The sequence below is a fragment of the Streptomyces sp. NPDC049954 genome, assembly GCF_040656295.1.
Classification (GTDB): domain Bacteria; phylum Actinomycetota; class Actinomycetes; order Streptomycetales; family Streptomycetaceae; genus Streptomyces.
Window position 1 is genome coordinate 173,077 of record NZ_JBFALS010000006.1, and the last position, 17,436, is coordinate 190,512.

Sequence of the window (17,436 nt, forward strand, 5' to 3'; positions counted from 1 at the left end):
GGCGCGGCCCGCCTCTCGAAGATCTTCTCCTCGGCCGGGCGCCGGGCAGTGAACACTGATGCGGAAGGACCCTGGTCGGCCCACTGGCCGGACACCTTCTCCCGTACCTCGGCGCTGACCTTGGTGCGGCGGACGAACAGGCGCTTGATGTCCTTGGCCGAGTGCTGCTGCGGGTCACGGTTCGCCGCCGGGTCGGGAACAGGCCCTCCGTTCGGGCCCGGCCGCCCATGCCCGGCTGGATGCGGCCGCAGGTGATCGAGGAGCGCCCCTTTTGTGATACTTCGTCCCGCCCTTCCGGGTCGGTCAGGACGGGGTGATTCAGTCGGGTACGCCGGTCTGTCTCCGCAGTCGCCGCGCCTCAGGGACAATTGCGGCGATGAACGTGACCGCCCCCAGCGCCGGCAGCGCCCCCAGCGCCTCCACCGGCCCGCCTCCCGAGCCGTCGGGCTTCGGCCCCTTCGCTCACCTCACCGTGCCGAACACCCCGCTCTACCGCCACGTGATGCGGGCGTTCCTGACGGCCAAGGAACGGTTCGCGGTCCACCTGCGGCCCGAGGACGTGCACGCCGCGCTGCCGGCGGACATCCGTCCCGCCGAGCTGGACGCCGTCGCAGGCGCGCTCGACAAGCTTGTCGGCTGGGGCAATCTGCGGGCGGATCCCGACACCGCCCGGGTGACCGCGGTCGAAGACTTCTACCGGAAGCGGTTCATCTACCAGCTCACGAGGGAGGGGGAGGCAGCCGAGGAGGCGTTGTCCGCCTATGACGAGGCACTCGGGCGGCGCGGCGCCCTCCAGGCCGTGGCCCTGCACGACATCGTCACCCAGCTTCGCGCCCTTCTCGTCCTGGCTGCCGAACAGGAACCGGATCCGGCCAAGACGCATCTGGCGCTCGACGCGCTGGCCAGCCGGTTCGCCGCGCTCGCCGACAACGCCCGGGCCTTCATGGGATCGCTCCAGCAGACCATCGACCTGCACGAGGTCGAGGAAGCGGTCTTCCTCGCGTACAAGGACCGGCTCATCCAGTACCTGGAGCGGTTCATCCAGGATCTGATCACGCTGGGCGGGCGGATCGCGCGGCTGATCCAGGAGTTGGAGAGGGACGGGAGGGTGGAGCCCCTGCTCCGGGCAGCCGCCGGGCGGGAGGCCGCCGACGCCTCGCCGGAGGAGGCCGCGCATGCGGAGCGGGAGATGTACGAGCGGTGGGCCGCCCGCTGGTCAGGGCTCGGCACGTGGTTCATCAGCAGGGACGGGCGCGAGTCGCAGGCCAGGCTCCTGCGTGGCCGGGCACTCGGCGCGATCCCCCAGCTCCTTGCCGTCGTACGCGCGCTGAACGAGCGCCGGGCCGGCCGCTCCGACCGGTCGGCCGACTTCCGTACGCTGGCGTGCTGGTTTGCCGAGGCACCCGACGACGACGCCCGGCACCAGCTGTGGCGTACCGCATTCGGCCTCTATCCGGCCCGGCACCTCACCGTCGACGCCGACACCCTCGCCGCCCGCGCGGCGAAGCCCGTCCCGGCCGCCACCCCGTGGGCCGAGGCCGAGCCCTTGCGCATCAGCCCACAGCTGCGCCGCACCGGCAGCTACGAGCGGCGCGGCAAGCCCCGCAAGGTCGAGGACCGGCAGGAGCGGCGACGCCTGCTCGCCGAGACCGCCGCCAAGCAGGCCGCTGAAACGGCCGCCGCCCAGGCCCGGCTCGTCACCCACGGCGTCACGCGCCTGTCCGGTCTCGGCGAGCTCGACCCCGCCTCCTTCGGTCTGTTCCTCCAACTGCTCGGGGACGCCCTGGCCACGTGGCGGCCCGGCATGCGGCACACCACGGCCACCAGCAACGACGGCTCCATGGAGATCAGACTCACCGCACTCGCCGACGGCACGACCGCCCAGGTCCGCACCCCCGGCGGAGTCTTCAGCGGCCCGGACCACCTCATCGAGATCGTCGACCTGACGGACGGAGACGGCCTGACGGGCGGAGACGGCCTGACGGACGGAGAACCCGGACGATGACCACACCACTCGCCGAGGTACTGGACGGCCAGCACGCCGCCGAGCTGCGCAAGGCGGCACGCGCCCTGCTCAAGCGGCCACTTCTGCTCGCGCGCGGACGGCAGGCCGACGAGTTCCGCCTCGCCCGCCGGCACGCCTCGGAGCTCCGGGAGTGGTTCGACCGCAACACCGGCTGGGCGCTCCAGGCGGACACCGAAGCCGCCCGGCTGCGCAAGAGTCCCGGTGTCCTCACCGACCCCACCCACCCTGCGCGGGACACGACCCGCGGTGCCGCCCCCTTCACCCGCCGCCGCTACGTCCTGCTCTGTCTCGCGCTCGCCGCCCTCGAACGCGGCGAGGCCCAGATCGCCCTCGGGCGCCTCGCCGACCAGATCGTCCTCGACGCCGCCGATCCCCGGCTCGCCGCGACGGGGATCGAGTTCGCCCTGGAACGCCGCGACGAGCGCCTCGATCTCGCCGCCGTCGTACGGCTGCTGCTCGACCTCGGCGTGCTGCGGCGGGTCGCGGGTGAGGAAGAGGCCTACGTCAGTGGGGCGGGCGACGTCCTGTACGACGTCGAACGCCGGGTCCTCGCCGGGCTCCTGGCCACCCGCCGCGGCCCCTCCACCGTCCACGCCGAAGCCTTCGGCGACCGGCTCGCCGAACTCGTCGCCGAAACCGCCCTGGACAGCGAGGAACTGCGCTTCCGCGCCATGCGCCGCTCACTCACCCGCAGGCTCCTCGACGACCCGGTGCTCTACTACGACGACCTGACCGACGCCGAACTCGCCTACCTCACCCGGCAGCGCGGCTTCCTCACCGCCCGGATCACCGAGCTGACCGGGCTGGTCGCCGAGGTGCGGGCCGAGGGGATCGCCATGGTCGACCCCGAGGACGACCTCACCGACCTCCGCATGCCCGAACAGGGCACCTACGGCCACGTCACCCTGCTGCTCGCCGAGCACCTGGCCGCCGCCGAGGGCCCCGTCGACCTCGACGAGCTCGCCCTCCGAGTCCGTGAACTCGCCTCCCAGCACGGCGGATTCTGGGCGAAGTCGGCCCGGGAGCCAGGTATGGAGACCGAGCTCGTCGAACAGGCCGTCGCCCGGCTCGCCGCGCTCGGCCTGGTCTCCCGAACTCCCCGCGCGGTCGTGGTGCGACCCGCCCTCGCCCGGTACGCGGTCGGCGAGACCGTCATCCGTGAACCCGGCTCCGCCCCTGTGCCTCCGCAGCGAAAGGCCACCTCGTGACCCGCCTCCCCACCCCGCGGCGTTCCCGCTGGCAACCCCTGCGCATCGGGCTCGTCGACCTGTTCCACTACGACGTGGAGGAGTTCCACTTCCGGGACGGGCGCCTGTTGCTGCGCGGCAACAACGGCACCGGTAAATCCAAGGTGCTCGCGCTGACCCTGCCGTTCCTGCTCGACGGTGACCTCGGTCCGCGTCGTGTCGAACCCGACGGCGACCCGGGCAAGCGGATGGAGTGGAACCTGCTCCTCGGTGGCGAGCACCCGCACTCCGAACGGCTCGGCTACACCTGGATCGAGTTCGGCAGGCTCGACGACGCGACCGGCGAACAGCACTTCCGTACGCTGCTGTGCGGGCTCAAGGCCGTCAGCGGGCGGGGTGTCGCGCGGCACTGGTACGCCGTCACCCGCCAGCGCATCGACCACGGCTCCACCGCACGCACGGAGGAGACCCTCCGGCTCCTCGACGCCACCGGCACGGCCCTGTCCCGGGACCGGCTCGCCGAGGCCGTCACTGGGCACGGCATGGTCTACGACCAGGCCAAGACGTACCGCAGGGCAGTCGACGAGGCACTCTTCGGCCTCGGGGAGCAGCGCTACGCCGCCCTGGTCGACCTGCTCATCCAACTGCGCCAGCCCCAGCTCTCCAAGCGGCCCAACGAAGCCGCTCTCTCCCGCGCCCTCACCGAGGCGCTGCCGCCCGTGGACCAGGCCGTCATCGCCGACGTGGCCGAGGCGTTCCGCTCCCTGGACGAGGAGAAGGACGAACTGGCCGCCGCGTCCGCCGCCGAGCGGGCCGCCTCCGCCTTCCTGGAGCACTACCGGCGGTACGCCCGGATCGCCACCCGGCGCCGCGCCCGGCTCCCGCGCGCCGAGCACTCCCGCTATGAGCGCGTTCAGCGAGACCTGGCCGAGGTGCAGGAGCGCCGAACCCGCGCCGAGGAGAAGCGAGCGGCGGCCGAAGAGGAGATCAGCTCCCTTGGCGAGACGGGGGAACGCCTGAGGGCCCAGGAAACAGCGCTGCGCGAGGCGCCCGAGATGCGCGACGCCCGAGAGCTGGAGCACGCCGCCCAGGCCGTGACGCGAACCGTGCAGGCCGCGGACCGGGCGCGGGAGGACCGGCAGCAGGCGGAAGCCCTCCACACCAAGGCGCTCGGGCGGCGCGGCACCGCCGACAACCGGCTGCGTGCCGCGCGGGGCCGCGTCTCGGAGACCTACGCCCACGTGCGGGAGCAGGCAGCCGCCGGGCACGTCGCCCTGCCGGCGGACGATCTGCTGCCCGAGCCCGCATTGCGGCGGGCCGTCGAGGAGGCCACGGACCGCGCCCAGCGGGCGCTCGACCACATCGAGGGCCGCCTCGAAGCGTCCGAGCGGGCCGCTGCCGCGCACCGTCGGGCGTCGGGACGCCTCGACGAGGCGGAGAGTGACCTCGCGGTGGCCGCCGAGACGCTCGGCGAGGCGGAGGAGAGCGCGGCGCGGGTGGGCCGGGCCCTCCTGGACGACGTACGCGAGCGCGCCCGCGCCTGGCAGGAGCTGACCTACTCCGACGCGACGGGCCTCCTGGACGAGCTCCAGGAGTGGACCCGCCACCTCGACGGCCCCTACCCGGCGCGGGTCCATGCCACCCGGGCGCACACCGCGCGCTCGGTGGACCTCGCCGACCAGGCGGCCGAAGCCGCCCGCGAGACCACGGAGCTGGCAGAGCGCACCGATGCGGCCCGTCGCGAGCTCGCCGCACTGGAAGCCGGCACCGGACGCGAACCCCAGCCCCCGGCGACGCGCACCCCCGGCTTGCGCGAAACGCTGCCGGGCGCGCCGCTCTGGCGCCTGGTCGACTTCGCGGACGAACTGCCCGAGGCCGACCGCGCCGGGCTCGAAGCGGCGCTCGAAGCCTCCGGCCTCCTCGACGCCTGGGTGCTGCCCGACGGCTCCGCCCTCGCCGTCGACGGACACGATGTCCTCCTCTCCCCGTCGAACGGACCGGTGAGCGGCCCCTCGCTGGCAGACGTGCTGCGCCCGGCCGTGGACCACGGCGACGGACTGGCCGCTGTCCTGGACGAGACGACGGTGACCCGACTGCTCGTCGCCATCGGCCTCGACGGCGGGGGAGGGGCCGCGACATGGGCGGCACCCGACGGGCGCTTCCGGATCGGTGCGCTCACCGGCAGGTGGGCCAAGCCCGCCGCCACGTACATCGGCGAGGGCGCGCGCGAGGCCGCGCGTCGGGCCCGTGTCGCGGCGCTCGGCATCGAACTCGCCTCCCTGCGCGAGGAGTCGGAGAATCTCGCGGCTCGGTCCGCGGCGATCGCGGCCCGCCGGCGCACGCTCGACGCCGAGCTCGCCGACGTCCCTGACGAGTCGTCGCTGACCAGGGCACACGCGCTCGTGAGCGCCGCCGCCGAGACCGTACGCAAGGCCCGTGCCCGGTACGAAGGGCGAGCCACCGAGGCCATCGAGGCGGCCGAGCTCGCCGAGCGGGCCGCCGCTGAGCTCGCCGAGGCCGCCGCCGATCTGGGGTTGCCCGCCGACCGGGCCGGGCTCGCCGCCGTGCGTCACGCCCTCGGCTCCCTCGCCACCGCGCTGGCGGCTCTGTGGCCCGCGCTGCGCGAACAGGGGGAGGCCGCACGGCAGGTGGACGAGGAGCGTGCCGAGGCGGCCGAGGCGCAGCAGCGGGTCGCCGACCTCGCCCGGCGGGCCGAAGAGACGGCGCACGAGGCGGCGGCGGCCGACGAGCGGCACCGGACGCTGCGCTCCACCGTCGGCGCCGCCGTCGCCGAACTTCAACGGCGACTCGCCGAGACCGCCGAGGCACAGCGGATCTGTGAGACCGACCGGAAGAACGCCCAGCAGCGTCACGCCCAGGCGGACCGGGAGGCCAGCCGGGCCGAGGGGCGGATCGAGCAGTTGGAGAACGACCTCGCCGAAGCCGTCGACGCACGTGCGCAGGCCATCGCCGCGCTCCAGCGCTTCACGACCACCGGCCTGGTCGCGGTCGCGCTGCCCGAGGTCACCGTCCCCGCCTCGGACGACGGCCACTGGGCCGCGACCCCGGCCATCGCGTTCGCCCGCGCCATCGACTCCGGCCTGTCGTCCGTCGACGACACGGACGCCGCCTGGGAACGCGTCCAGCGCCGGCTCAGCGAGGAACTCAAGACCTTGCAGGACACCCTGTCCCGGCACGGACACAGCGCGTCCGCCCGCATGGTCGAGGACGGCATGGTCGTCGACATCGTCTACCAGGGCCGTGAGCGTGCCGTACCCGAACTCGCCGAAGCGCTCGCCACGGAGGTGGGCGAGCTCACCCGCATCCTGTCGGCGCACGAACGCGAGATCCTCGAAACCCACCTGATCACCGAGGTCGCCGGCACTCTCCAGGAACTCATCGGTGCCGCCGAACGACAGGTGCGGGACATGAACACCGAACTGGAGAACCGGCCCACCTCCACCGGAATGAGACTCCGGCTGATCTGGCGGGCCTCGCGCAAGGCCCCGCCCGGACTGGCCCAGGCCCGCGAGAGGCTGCGCCAGTCCGCGGACGCCTGGACCGCGCAGGACCGCGCGGCCGTGGGCGAGTTCCTCCAGGCCCAGATCGCCCGCCAGCAGTCCGACGACGGCGCGGGCAGCCGGCTCGAACACCTCACTGCCGCGCTCGACTACCGCACCTGGCACGAATTCGGCGTCGAACGTCACCAGCACGGCCGCTGGGTCCCGGCCACCGGCCCCGCCTCCGGCGGCGAACGCGTCCTCGCCGTGTCCGTACCGCTGTTCGCCGCCGCCTCCTCGCACTACGCCAGTGCGGGCAGCCCGCACGCGCCCCGCCTGGTCACCCTGGACGAGGCGTTCGCCGGCGTGGACGACGACTCCCGCGCCAAGTGCCTCGGCCTCCTGAGCGCCTTTGACCTCGATGTGGTCATGACCAGCGAACGGGAGTGGGCCTGCTATCCACAGGTCCCCGGCATCGCCATCGCCCAACTGTCCCGGATCGACGAGGTGGCAGCGGTCCTCGTCACCCGCTGGGAATGGGACGGCACACGACGGCAGCGCCGCGAGGACCCCGTACGGCACGCGCCCCAGGACGCGCCCGGCGTGGAGGAGCCCGAACCGCTGTGGAACTGAAACACGGGCCCGAACCCGGCACCGAGGCAGTCGACAGCCCGCGGCTCGCCAGGCTGCTCGGCACACCCGACCTCTCCTGGCTCGTCGAACGAGCGCGCCGACGACTGGTGGCCGGACAGCCCCTGACTGGTCCCGTGTCGCTGGCCGATCCCACCCCGGCCCAGCGAGCGGCGGCCGAACGGCTTCTCGCCCGGGCCCCCGGCGGCGGCAGGTCCCTGACCGTACGGCTGGAAGCGGTCGACGCCGTACTGCGCCGTTCGGGCGCAAGCCCGCAGGGCCTCGCCGCCGCGGTCGCGGTGCTCACCGGGCCGGTCACCTCGCTCGCCCAAGGCCGCCGAGAGGAGGAGGACGCCTGGAAGCGGGCGCACACGCCGCTCGACGAGCTTGCCGCTACGGTCCCCGCGCTTGCGCAGTGGGCAGCCCGGATACGCGCCGAGGGCCTGGCGCGGCGCCTGGGGCGCACTCCGGACGGCACGTACGGCCTGCTCACCGGGGTGTGTACCGCCCTGCGCGCACTCCCCGCCGTCCCGGCCGTCTCGCTCCCTGCCTTCGCCGCCCGGGTCCTCGGCGGGGCTCACGCCCTCGACGACGGCACCCCGCCGGCCACCCTCACCCTGTCCGGGGCCCGCGCGCTGACCGGATTCCCCGAGGGCCAGGGCGCCGAATGGCGGCGCGAGGCCTGGGCCTCGGTGGGACTGCTGCGGGACGAACTGTCCTCGACCGTCCTGACCCTGAACCTGCGCGGCACCCCGGCCCTGGACCACCTGGCCGAAGAGGGCGAACCCTGCGTGCTCACCCTTCGCCGGCTCACCCGCAAGCCTTTGGCCGTCGCCCCTGCCCTGGTGCGGGTCTGCGAGAACCCGACCGTCCTCGCGGCGGCGGCCGACACGCTCGGTCCGCACTGCCCGCCCCTGGTCTGCCTCCAGGGCCAGCCGTCCGCCGCCGCCCTCACCCTGCTGCGGGCGCTGCACGACCACGGAGCGACCCTGCTCTACCACGGGGACTTCGACTGGGGCGGGCTCCGGATCGCCGGCGCCCTTCGCCGCCGCGTCCCGTGGCTGCCCTGGCGCTACACGGCCGCGGACTACCGTGCCGCCGTGCTCCGCAGCGCCTCACCCCCGCTGTCACCGCTCGTCAGTACCCCGACGCAGACCCCCTGGGAACCCGCTCTCGCCGCGGCCCTCTCCGAACTAGGTGTTCTTGTCGAGGAGGAGAGGGAACTGGAGCTGCTGTTGTCCGATCTCACGCGAGGATCGTGACCGCTCGGCTGGTCAGGGGCAAGGGAGCGAGCGTCCGCTGTCGCGGCGGCACCGATCTGGCCGCCCGGAGGTGACGGTACAGATGATGTCCGCCGCCGTCTCCAGCTCGGCCGGCTCCACGACCTCGCGGGGCACTGCACCGAGGCAGCGCTCGTTGCAGGGCCGGCTCCCTCATGCCCGTCCAGGGGACGGTGACGGCTCGCACCCCCGTCGCCCGGATGGCCTTGACCAGGCCGCTGTGGCTGTCGGAGATGACCAGGCGGACCCCGCTCAGGCATCGCTCCCGCAACGAGCGCAGGAACGTGGCCCGGAAGACCTCGGTCTCGCTGTCGCCGACCATGACGCCCAGGACCTCGTGGCCACCGTCCTCGGTAGCACCTTGGCGATGACCACGGCCTGGGAGACGATCCGGTGGTCCCCGCGGGCCTTGACGTAGGGCGCGTCGAGATACACGTAAGGGAATCGGACGTGGTCCAGCGGGCGGGAGCGGAACGCGTCGAACTGTTCGTCGAGATCGCCGCAGATCCGGGCGACCTCGCTCTTCGATATGCCAGCCCTGGTCCCCCTTGGGCCGAACTTCCTCTTCGGCAAGGGCGGTTACACGATGGCCGACCTCGTTCTCACGGAGCGCTCGCAGGCAGCCGACGCAGACGACAGCTCAAAACAGGCGCACATCCCCGCCAAGATCGGCTATACCACCCCACGGGACACCATCCGTGAAAGCGGACGTGCCCTCGTGGGAACCTTCGGCCGGGTGCCGGACACGGACAGAGCATGGGACTGAACGACGCTGGTCCTGCCGCACCGGGCGGCGGGATGTCTGACCGGGAGCTGTGGGCGAGGGCCGTCGACGGCGATCGCGAGGCCTTCGGCCGGATCTTCGACCGTCACGGGAAGGCCGTCTACAACCACCTGTTCCGGCGGACGGCCGACTGGTCCGAGGCCGAGGACCTCACGTCGACCGTGTTTCTGCACGCCTGGCGACGGCGATCGGAGACGGTGCTCGACCGCGATTCGGCTCTGCCGTGGCTGCTGGGCATCGCCAACGGCCAGTTGTCCAATACCAGACGACGGCTGAGACGGGCCGAGGCCTTGCTGCACCGGCTTGTCTCGCACGACGAGTCGGTGGGCGACCACGCGGACCGCGTCGCCGTCCAGATCGACGACGAACGCCGTATGTCGCAGATCCACCGGGCGCTGGCCCGGCTGCCGCGTCACGAGCGCGAGGTCGTCGAGCTGTGCGTCTGGTCGGGCCTCGACCAGCAGGCGGCCGCGGCGGTGCTCGATGTGGCGGTGGGAACCGTGAAGTCCCGGCTGCACCGGGCGCGGCGGAGGCTGGGGGCCGACCTCGGCGGAGCCGCGGGTCCCGCGCCGTTCAGTTCCAGGCATCCCGTCAACGCGAAGGAGGTCGCACGATGAATGACACGCAGGGCGTTCCCGCGGCTCCTTCCGATCGTGATCTGCCGAACCATCGGCGGACCCGAGAGGAACTACTGAACATGATCGGTCCACAGGGCGACAAGAACTCGCTGCGTCGCAGATGGGGGGTGCCGCTCAGCGTCGCCACCGGTGTGACGGCGGTGAGCGTCGCGGCCGTATGCGTCCTCGGCGGGACAGGGGAGGCCGGGCCGAGCGTCGCCGGTCCCGCGCGCAGCGGCGGAGGGCCCACGCACCCCACTCCGGCACCGAGCCCGAGCACATCACGCGGTGCCACGCCGGGGGGAGCCGGTTCGGTGCCGTCCTCGTCCAGCGCGGGGACCGCACGCGAGGTTCCCTTCACCATCACCGACGGGACGACGACCCCGATCGACGCCGCGACCGTCACCAGGATCCTTTCCTCCTGCCTGGGGCCGGACGCGTCGCGGTACCACGCCGTGATCGCGGTCCGTACGCCTCTGGCCTTGCAGGACTGGGACGGCGTGGTCGTCGCCGTCGACTCCGCCGGCCAGTACGTGCAGTGCCAGGCGAAGGGCGACAAGGGCAGGAGCCCGGACTCCCCGCCGACGTTCATCAACAACCGGCTGTGGGGCACCGGCCGTACGGTCGAGTACTTCGACTCCGTGCTCGCGCCCGCCGGCAAGGGGAAGTACCTCGTGCTGGGGGCCGGACACTACACGTCCGACGTCGCCAAGATCACCGTCAGCTACGGCGACGACCCGAAGCAGTACCCGGCTCGTATGGCGGGCGGCGCGTTCGTCTACGGGGCCGCGCTCTCCCCGGACACGCCTCCGGGCCCGCACTACACGGGCCCGAGCCCCTTCGTCCACGCCTACGACGCGTCGGGCAAGGAGATCTACGACCAGGCCGAGGACCCGAAGTTCACCAGCGAGGAGTAGGCCGGGCGCCCCTTGTCGACCTGCGGCCGTGGACCTGTGTGTACGCGTGAGGGGCGGTGCCCTGACACCGAGGGCACGTGTGACCGGGCCGCGGCGGGGATGAGCCGTAGGGGCGGGCAGTGCGTGGCTCCAAGCCTCTCGTCGCCCCGCTCAGTCGTGCGGGACCTTCTCGATCACGGTCTCCTTGAAGCGCCAGGAACCCTGATTGCCGGCGGCCTCCGCGCGCGCAGGCCCACCTCCCAGGCGATCCGGGCGGCTCGTCGCCGGGTGGTCCTCGGGGGCCACCTCGATATAGCCGCGGCGGTCGGCGGGGTGGGTGCGCAGGGCCCCACGTAGCTTCTCCTTCTGCTCCTCCCGGGTGGTGCGGCCCGTGGCGACCTTCTTGTCCGCCGTGCGCGTGCCGGCCTCCGCCGTGCGCGTGCCGGCCGGGGGCTTCACCTCCTCGCGCCGCCTCGCGGCCTCCGATCCCCGTCAGGTCATCCAGCGCCATGCGGCCCTCGGCCGGGTCACGCCGCCCGGAATGCGTCGAGCCCTGAGGGGCGGGACCATGGGGAACGGCGCGATCCCTCACCCCGGAGCGGAGGAAGTATGCGGATGCGGGATCGGGGGCGGGGTCATGGGAAGGGTAAAAAACCTGGCCGGGGCGAATTCTGCGGGCGCGATCAGGAGGGTAGCGGCTCATGAACAAGGAAAGCGGCATGAGCCGCGAAGAAGCCATTGAGGAGTTCCACGACGCCGTCAACATGAGTCCCCGAAGTCTCGGGGAATGGCTGGCCACCGAAGAATCGCAGAGCGTGGGTCAGTCCGACGGTGCTGCTGAGAGCGTCGGACATGCGTCGGGGCGCCGTATCGTGGAGCTGCTGGGGAAGAAGAAGAGCGAACTCACCGATGGCGATCTCGCGCATATGCGGAAGGTGGTCGGTTATGTACATCGGCACCTCAAGCAGCGGCCCGCCGGGGACATCACGGAAAGCCGATGGCGGTATTCCCTCATGAACTGGGGGCACGACCCGGCCTCGTGACGCGCCTGGCGGTGGTACGTCCCCCCACTGCAGTGGACGGACGAGCGGGACGCGCGCGGAACACGGGCAGGCGGGGAGAAGGAGCAACGCACCGTGGGGGCGCGGGCGGGTGGAAAGGGACAGCACGTGGAGCAGCCGGTGACCGGACCCGCCTCGCAGGAGCCCGGGCAGCAAGCGCTCTTCGCGTGGCCGGAGCGCCCGCCGGACCGGGCCGCGCACGCCGCGTTCCGGGACAGCCCGCAGGCGCGTCGGCTGCTCGACGTGCGCGAGGTGTACGCGGAGCCAGCGGCCCTCGACTCCCCGCGCGGCCGGCAGATCATGGCCCGGCTGCCGGGGGTGCGCGTGACCGAGGTCGCCGGTCACTGGGGCATTCCCTCCCTCCACGGCAACGACGGCAACATCTCCCGCTGGGTCCGCGTCAAGACCGAGACGCTCGTCCTCGGGGTCAAGCACACACTGGTGACGCGCCCCAACGGCAGGTCCGCCGACTGGATCGCACCCGGCGCCTCGAACGGCTGCGCGATGGCCTGTGCCTACTGCTACGTCCCCCGTCGCAAGGGCTATGCCAACCCGATCACCCTGTTCACCAACATCGAGGCGATCGTGGCCCACGTGCGGCGTCACGTACGGGCTCAAGGGCCCAAACCGGCTCCCAACCAGTGCGATCCTCAGGCATGGGTCTACGACATCGGCGAGAACGGTGACTGCTCCGTCGACGCCCTGGTGTGCGACAACACGGCCGATCTCGTCGCCGCGTTCCGCGGCCTGCCGACGGCGAAGGCGTCCTTCGCCACCAAGTTCGTCAATCCCGACCTGCTCGCTCTCGACCCCCGAGGGCGTACCCGGGTGCGCTTCTCCCTCATGCCGGCCGAGGACTCCCGGCTGCTGGACATCCGTACCAGTCCCGTCGCCGAACGGATCGCCGCGGCCGCCGACTTCCTCGACGCCGGCTACGAGGTCCACTTCAACCTCTCACCCGTCGTGCTGCGCCCGGGCTGGCAGCGGGACTGGGCCGAGCTGCTCACGCACCTCGACGACGTCCTGCCCGCCCGCGTGAAGGCGCAGGCCGCCGCCGAGGTCATCATGCTGACGCACAACCAGTCGCTGCACGAGGTGAACCTGGGCTGGCACCCGCGTGCCGAGGAGGTGCTGTGGCAGCCGGCCGCGCAGGAGACCAAACGCTCTCTCAACGGCGCCCTCAACGTGCGCTACGACCGTGAGATCAAACGGCATTCCCTGGAGCGTTTAAGGCAGTTGATCGCGGATCACGCCCCGTGGCTGCGTATCAGGTACGCCTTCTGACCGGTTCTCTCCCGTCGGGGCCGTGGTGCCGGCTTCGCAAAGCCGGCGCGCCGCCTCGTCCGCCCGCTCGCCTCCCGAATTGGTCCAGACGAATGTCTTGACGGGCACATGCGCTCGCTCTTCAATCAGTTCTGCGTCAACAGTTGAACGAAGCGCGCCCCCGGTTTCCGTCGTGGCTTCACTTCATGGTGCGTTCTGTCATGAACATGCCACCCCCACGAAAGCGATGTGATGCTCCATGCACACGTCCTGGCGGCGCAGGCCGCTGACCTGGCTGGCTGCCGCCGTCTGTCTCGGCGCGGCCGCGCTCACCCCCGTGGCCGCCCAGGCCGCCCAGGCGCCGGTGGCCGCCCCCTCCGCCGCCGCTGCCGCGGCCTTCACCGACGACTTCGACGGCCCGGCGGGTGCCTCCGTCAACAGTTCCAGGTGGCAGATCGAGACCGGCGACAACGTCGACAACCACGAGCGGCAGTACTACACCGCGGGCAACAGCAACGCCGCGCTCGACGGGCAGGGGCACCTCGTCATCACCGCCCGCAAGGAGAACCCGAACAACTACCAGTGCTGGTACGGGAGATGTGAGTACACCTCGGCCCGGCTCAACACGGCGGGGAAGTTCACCACGCAGTACGGGCACGTCGAGGCGAGGATGAAGCTCCCGCGCGGGCAGGGCATGTGGCCCGCGTTCTGGATGCTCGGCAACGACCTCGGTTCGGTCGGCTGGCCCAACTCCGGTGAGATCGACATCATGGAGAACGTCGGCTTCGAGCCCTCCAGCGTGCACGGGACGATCCACGGGCCGGGCTACTCCGGTTCCGGCGGTATCGGCGCCGGCTACACCCTGCCCGGGGGTGCCGCCTTCGCCGACGCCTTCCACACCTTCGCGATCGACTGGAGCCCGGACTCCATCAGCTGGTCCGTGGACGGCACCGTCTACCAGCGGCGCACCCCCGCCGATCTCGGCGGCAAGCAGTGGGTCTTCAACAAGCCCTTCTTCGTCATCCTCAACCTGGCCGTCGGCGGCTACTGGCCCGGCGACCCGAACGGCTCCACCACCTTCCCGCAGCAACTGGTGGTCGACTACGTGCACGTCACCACTGACGGCGGCGGCTCCAACCCCGGCGGCGGCGCCAAGACCGTCAAGGGGCTGGGCGGGAAGTGCCTGGACGTGGCGGGGGCGAGTTCCGCGAACGGTGCGGCCGTGCAGCTGTACGACTGCAACGGGACGCCCGCGCAGCAGTGGAACGTGAACAGTGACGGGACGCTGCGGGCGCTGGGCAAGTGCCTGGACGTGACCGGGAACAGCACGGCGAACGGGGCCAAGCTCCAGCTGTGGGACTGCGGGGGCGGCGCCAACCAGAAGTGGACGGTCACCGCCGCCCGCGACATCGTCAATCCCCAGGCGGACAAGTGCCTGGACGTCACCGACAACTCCTCCGCGAACGGCGCCCGGGCCCAGTTGTGGACGTGCACGGGTGGCGCCAACCAGAAGTGGACCGTCTCATGACCGCCGTACCCCCCACCGGCCGCCGGTCCCGTCTCAGACGCCTCCGCGCCTCCCGTGCGGCCCGGCTGCTGCCCGTGGCCCTTGCACCCGTCCTCGCCCTGGGCGTGATCCAGGCTCCCGGCGCCTCGGCCGGGACCGGGGCCGTCAAGGGGCTGGGCGGGAAGTGTCTCGACGTGGCGGGGGCGAGTTCCGCGAACGGCGCGGCCGTGCAGCTGTACGACTGCAACGGGACGGCCGCGCAGCAGTGGAACGTGGGAGCCGACGGTACGGTGCGGGCGCTGGGCAAGTGCCTGGACGTGACCGGGAACAGCACGGCGAACGGGGCCAAGCTCCAGCTGTGGGACTGCGGGGGCGGCGCCAACCAGAAGTGGACCGTGTCCGCGGCCGGTGACATCGTCAACCCGCAGGCGGACAAGTGCCTCGACGTCACCGACCGCAGCACCGCCAACGGCGCGCGCGTCCAGCTGTGGACCTGCACCGGCGCGAGCAACCAGAAGTGGACCGCGCCGGCCGCGGGCGGCGGCACCCCCGGGGACCCGGGCACCGGCGCCCCCGCGGCCGTCGCGCCCTACCTCTACAACGGCTGGGGCAGCCCGCCCAGCCCCACCACCGTCATGAACGCCACGGGCGTCAAGTGGTTCACCCTCGCCTTCGTGCTCAGCAACGGCACCTGCAACCCCCAGTGGGACGGCAGCCGCCCGCTCACCGGGGGAGTGGACCAGCGGACGGTCAACACCGTGCGCGGGGCCGGCGGCGACGTCGTCCCCTCCTTCGGCGGCTGGAGCGGCAACAAGCTGGAGAGCTCCTGCACCAGCGCGGGCGCCCTCGCCGCCGCCTACCAGAAGGTCGTCGACGCCTACGGGCTCAAGGCCATCGACATCGACATCGAGGCCGAGGCCTACGACAGCGCCACCGTCCAGCAGCGCACCGTGGACGCCCTGCGCACCGTCAAGGCCGCCAACCCGGGCCTCCAGGTGTACGTCACCTTCGGTACCGGCCAGAACGGCCCCGACGCGAGCCTCGTCAACCGTGCCGCGCAGGCCGGCCTCACCGTCGACGCCTGGACCATCATGCCGTTCAACTTCGGTGGCAACGGGCAGAACATGGGGACCCTCACCACCCGGGCCGCCGAGGGGCTCAAGACGGCCGTGAAGAACGCCTACGGCTACAGCGACGACCAGGCGTACCGGCACATGGGGATCTCCTCGATGAACGGGATCACCGACGCCGGCGAGACCATCACCGTCGCCGACTTCCGCACCATGACCGCCTACGCCCAGCAGCACCACCTCGCCCGGCTGACCTTCTGGTCGGCCAACCGGGACCGGCCCTGCACCGGTGGCGGCGCGGACACCTGCTCGGGGGTCCCGCAGGGAGACTGGGACTTCACCCGCGCCCTCGCGGCGTACACCGGCTGACCCCGGCGAAGGACCGGGCCGCCCCGGGCGGGAGAGCACGGCCCCGGCCGGGCGCCTTCTCCCGCCCGGGGCGGCCGTCGGTCCCGGCTCTCACTTCCGCGTACGGCTCTGCTCCGCCCCGCCCGCGTCCGCCACCGGAGCGATCTCCGGGTCCTCCACCACCCGGTCCGGCCGGGTGGTGGTGTACCGCAGCTGTACGGCCAGTTCGGCGCCGGCCAGCGGCGGCCGGGCGGTCGCCGGGATCTCCAGGACGGAGTGCTGGAGTTCGGGCGGCCGGGCGAACCTGCGGCGTTCCCCGTCCCACACGAACGGCGACAGGTGGCGGTTGAGCGCCGTGTAGCCGATCCCGGCGAGGTGCCGTTTCCGCGCCCGGAAGCCGCTCAGCAGGGCGGGGGCGCGCAGTCCGATGCCGTGCGAGGTGCCACCCGAGACGAGGACGTGGTAGCGGTCGGAGGAGACCCGCCACCCACCCGCGCCTGAGTGATCGCCCCGGCGCAGGTGGACGACGTCCAGCACCCGGCTGCGGTAGCGCGTGGCCTCCGGATCGCCGAGCCAGAGCTTCGTCCCCGTACGCAGCCGGAAGGCGCTGTGGGGGAACTCCGCTCTCAGGCCGTCCAGTTCACCGGGGGTGAGGTGGCTGACGAAGATCTGGTGGATCGGCAGCCGGGCCTCGCGCAAGTGCCGTACCCAGGAGGCCACCTCCTCGGCCCCGCCGAGTCCGTCCACCCGCTTCAGGGGGAGGTGCAGGGTGAAGCCCTCGAACTGCCACGCGCCCATCGCCTCACGCAGCACCGGCAGTTGGGCCTGGGTGAGGCCGTGCCGCTTCATGGAGGTCATGAGCTCCACCACGACCCTGCGGCCCTTGAGCCCCGTGAGGTCGTTCGGCGAGGAGACGACGCGGATGGTGCGGTCCGACAGGGCGACGGGGGCCTCCCAGGTCCGGTAGGGCGTCAGGACCAGCAGGTCCCCCGCGTGGAGGTGTTCCGCGCGGGCGGCTTCCTGAGTGGTGCCGACCGCCACGAGGTCCATGCCGAGCCGGCTCGCCTGGCGCAGCAGCCGCTGGTGGCCGAAGCCGTAGCCGTTCCCCTTGCAGACCGGCACGAGGTCGGGGAACTGGGCGTGGACGCGGCGCTGGTGCTCCTCCCAGCGGACGGTGTCGACGGCGAGCGTGAGTGTCACGGGGCAATCCCTTCCGCGGAGTCTTCCGCTGTGCTGCACCGCGAGCCTGCCAGGCGCCGCCCCGCGC

At 72.3% G+C, this 17,436-nt stretch carries 13 protein-coding genes and 1 pseudogene; 11 read left to right on the forward strand and 3 right to left on the reverse strand.

Translation table 11 applies throughout. The features are described from left to right. The first annotated feature begins 376 nt into the window (after window positions 1–376). The 4 genes from AB0J21_RS15195 to AB0J21_RS15210 are packed head-to-tail and all read left to right on the forward strand — an operon-like array spanning window position 377 to window position 8,605. On the forward strand, window positions 377–2,005 hold the full coding sequence (locus AB0J21_RS15195; protein WP_363146390.1) for a TIGR02677 family protein: 1,629 nt from the start codon (window positions 377–379) through the stop codon (window positions 2,003–2,005). Further along, window positions 2,002–3,234, forward strand: coding sequence for a TIGR02678 family protein (locus AB0J21_RS15200; protein WP_363146391.1), 1,233 nt, complete (start codon window positions 2,002–2,004; stop codon window positions 3,232–3,234). Before AB0J21_RS15195 ends, AB0J21_RS15200 begins: the two co-directional genes overlap by 4 nt. Further along, window positions 3,231–7,346, forward strand: a complete 4,116-nt coding sequence (locus AB0J21_RS15205; RefSeq protein ID WP_363146393.1) for a TIGR02680 family protein — start codon at window positions 3,231–3,233, stop codon at window positions 7,344–7,346. Before AB0J21_RS15200 ends, AB0J21_RS15205 begins: the two co-directional genes overlap by 4 nt. After that, window positions 7,337–8,605, forward strand: a complete 1,269-nt coding sequence (locus tag AB0J21_RS15210; RefSeq protein WP_363146394.1) for a TIGR02679 family protein — start codon at window positions 7,337–7,339, stop codon at window positions 8,603–8,605. The genes AB0J21_RS15205 and AB0J21_RS15210 overlap by 10 nt, the downstream gene beginning before the upstream one ends. Before the next feature lie 211 nt (window positions 8,606–8,816). Here AB0J21_RS15210 and AB0J21_RS15215 read toward each other — a convergent pair. Then, window positions 8,817–9,160 (reverse strand): annotated as a pseudogene (locus AB0J21_RS15215) (transposase); the annotation flags it as partial. Here AB0J21_RS15215 and AB0J21_RS15220 point away from each other — a divergent pair. The 3 genes from AB0J21_RS15220 to AB0J21_RS15230 all read left to right on the forward strand — a co-directional run bounded on the left by AB0J21_RS15220 (window position 9,153) and on the right by AB0J21_RS15230 (window position 10,941). Then, on the forward strand, window positions 9,153–9,389 hold the full coding sequence (locus tag AB0J21_RS15220; protein WP_363146743.1) for a hypothetical protein: 237 nt from the start codon (window positions 9,153–9,155) through the stop codon (window positions 9,387–9,389). The pseudogene AB0J21_RS15215 and the gene AB0J21_RS15220 overlap by 8 nt on opposite strands. After that, a complete protein-coding gene (locus AB0J21_RS15225) occupies window positions 9,380–10,024 on the forward strand; it encodes a sigma-70 family RNA polymerase sigma factor (protein ID WP_363146395.1) in 645 nt (214 codons plus the stop codon). Before AB0J21_RS15220 ends, AB0J21_RS15225 begins: the two co-directional genes overlap by 10 nt. An 80-nt stretch (window positions 10,025–10,104) precedes the next feature. Then, window positions 10,105–10,941, forward strand: coding sequence for a hypothetical protein (locus AB0J21_RS15230; RefSeq protein ID WP_363146396.1), 837 nt, complete (start codon window positions 10,105–10,107; stop codon window positions 10,939–10,941). Window positions 10,942–11,091: 150 nt separating this feature from the next. Here AB0J21_RS15230 and AB0J21_RS15235 read toward each other — a convergent pair whose 3' ends face one another. Beyond that, on the reverse strand, window positions 11,092–11,379 hold the full coding sequence (locus AB0J21_RS15235) for a hypothetical protein (protein WP_363146397.1): 288 nt from the start codon (window positions 11,377–11,379) through the stop codon (window positions 11,092–11,094). A 242-nt stretch (window positions 11,380–11,621) separates the two neighbouring features. Here AB0J21_RS15235 and AB0J21_RS15240 point away from each other — a divergent pair, with 242 nt between their 5' ends. The 4 genes from AB0J21_RS15240 (at window position 11,622) to AB0J21_RS15255 (ending at window position 16,190) form a co-directional block, all read left to right on the forward strand. Further along, window positions 11,622–11,963 (forward strand): DUF3140 domain-containing protein, encoded by a 342-nt coding sequence (locus AB0J21_RS15240; RefSeq protein ID WP_363146398.1) that lies wholly within the window; start codon window positions 11,622–11,624, stop codon window positions 11,961–11,963. Between the two features lie 126 nt (window positions 11,964–12,089). Further along, window positions 12,090–13,265, forward strand: a complete 1,176-nt coding sequence (locus AB0J21_RS15245; protein ID WP_363146399.1) for a spore photoproduct lyase family protein — start codon at window positions 12,090–12,092, stop codon at window positions 13,263–13,265. Between the two features lie 238 nt (window positions 13,266–13,503). Beyond that, the gene (locus AB0J21_RS15250; RefSeq protein WP_363146400.1) at window positions 13,504–14,772 is read left to right on the forward strand and encodes a family 16 glycosylhydrolase; all 1,269 of its coding nucleotides are present in this window, start codon (window positions 13,504–13,506) and stop codon (window positions 14,770–14,772) included. Beyond that, entirely contained in the window at window positions 14,769–16,190 is a 1,422-nt protein-coding gene (locus AB0J21_RS15255; RefSeq protein WP_363146401.1) for a lectin, read from the forward strand. Before AB0J21_RS15250 ends, AB0J21_RS15255 begins: the two co-directional genes overlap by 4 nt. A gap of 90 nt (window positions 16,191–16,280) precedes the next feature. Here AB0J21_RS15255 and AB0J21_RS15260 read toward each other — a convergent pair whose 3' ends face one another. Then, window positions 16,281–17,369 (reverse strand): alanine racemase, encoded by a 1,089-nt coding sequence (locus tag AB0J21_RS15260; RefSeq protein ID WP_363146402.1) that lies wholly within the window; start codon window positions 17,367–17,369, stop codon window positions 16,281–16,283. Window positions 17,370–17,436 lie beyond the last annotated feature (67 nt).

What these genes read in the sequence shown, in the direction of transcription:
- AB0J21_RS15195 (WP_363146390.1), top strand. Translation starts at nt 377, where the DNA reads ATGAACGTGACCGCCCCCAGCGCCGGCAGCGCCCCCAGCGCCTCCACC.
- AB0J21_RS15200 (WP_363146391.1), top strand. Translation starts at nt 2,002, where the DNA reads ATGACCACACCACTCGCCGAGGTACTGGACGGCCAGCACGCCGCCGAG.
- AB0J21_RS15220 (WP_363146743.1), top strand. Translation starts at nt 9,153, where the DNA reads ATGCCAGCCCTGGTCCCCCTTGGGCCGAACTTCCTCTTCGGCAAGGGC.
- AB0J21_RS15225 (WP_363146395.1), top strand. Translation starts at nt 9,380, where the DNA reads ATGGGACTGAACGACGCTGGTCCTGCCGCACCGGGCGGCGGGATGTCT.
- AB0J21_RS15230 (WP_363146396.1), top strand. Translation starts at nt 10,105, where the DNA reads ATGATCGGTCCACAGGGCGACAAGAACTCGCTGCGTCGCAGATGGGGG.
- AB0J21_RS15240 (WP_363146398.1), top strand. Translation starts at nt 11,622, where the DNA reads ATGAACAAGGAAAGCGGCATGAGCCGCGAAGAAGCCATTGAGGAGTTC.
- AB0J21_RS15250 (WP_363146400.1), top strand. Translation starts at nt 13,504, where the DNA reads ATGCACACGTCCTGGCGGCGCAGGCCGCTGACCTGGCTGGCTGCCGCC.
- AB0J21_RS15255 (WP_363146401.1), top strand. Translation starts at nt 14,769, where the DNA reads ATGACCGCCGTACCCCCCACCGGCCGCCGGTCCCGTCTCAGACGCCTC.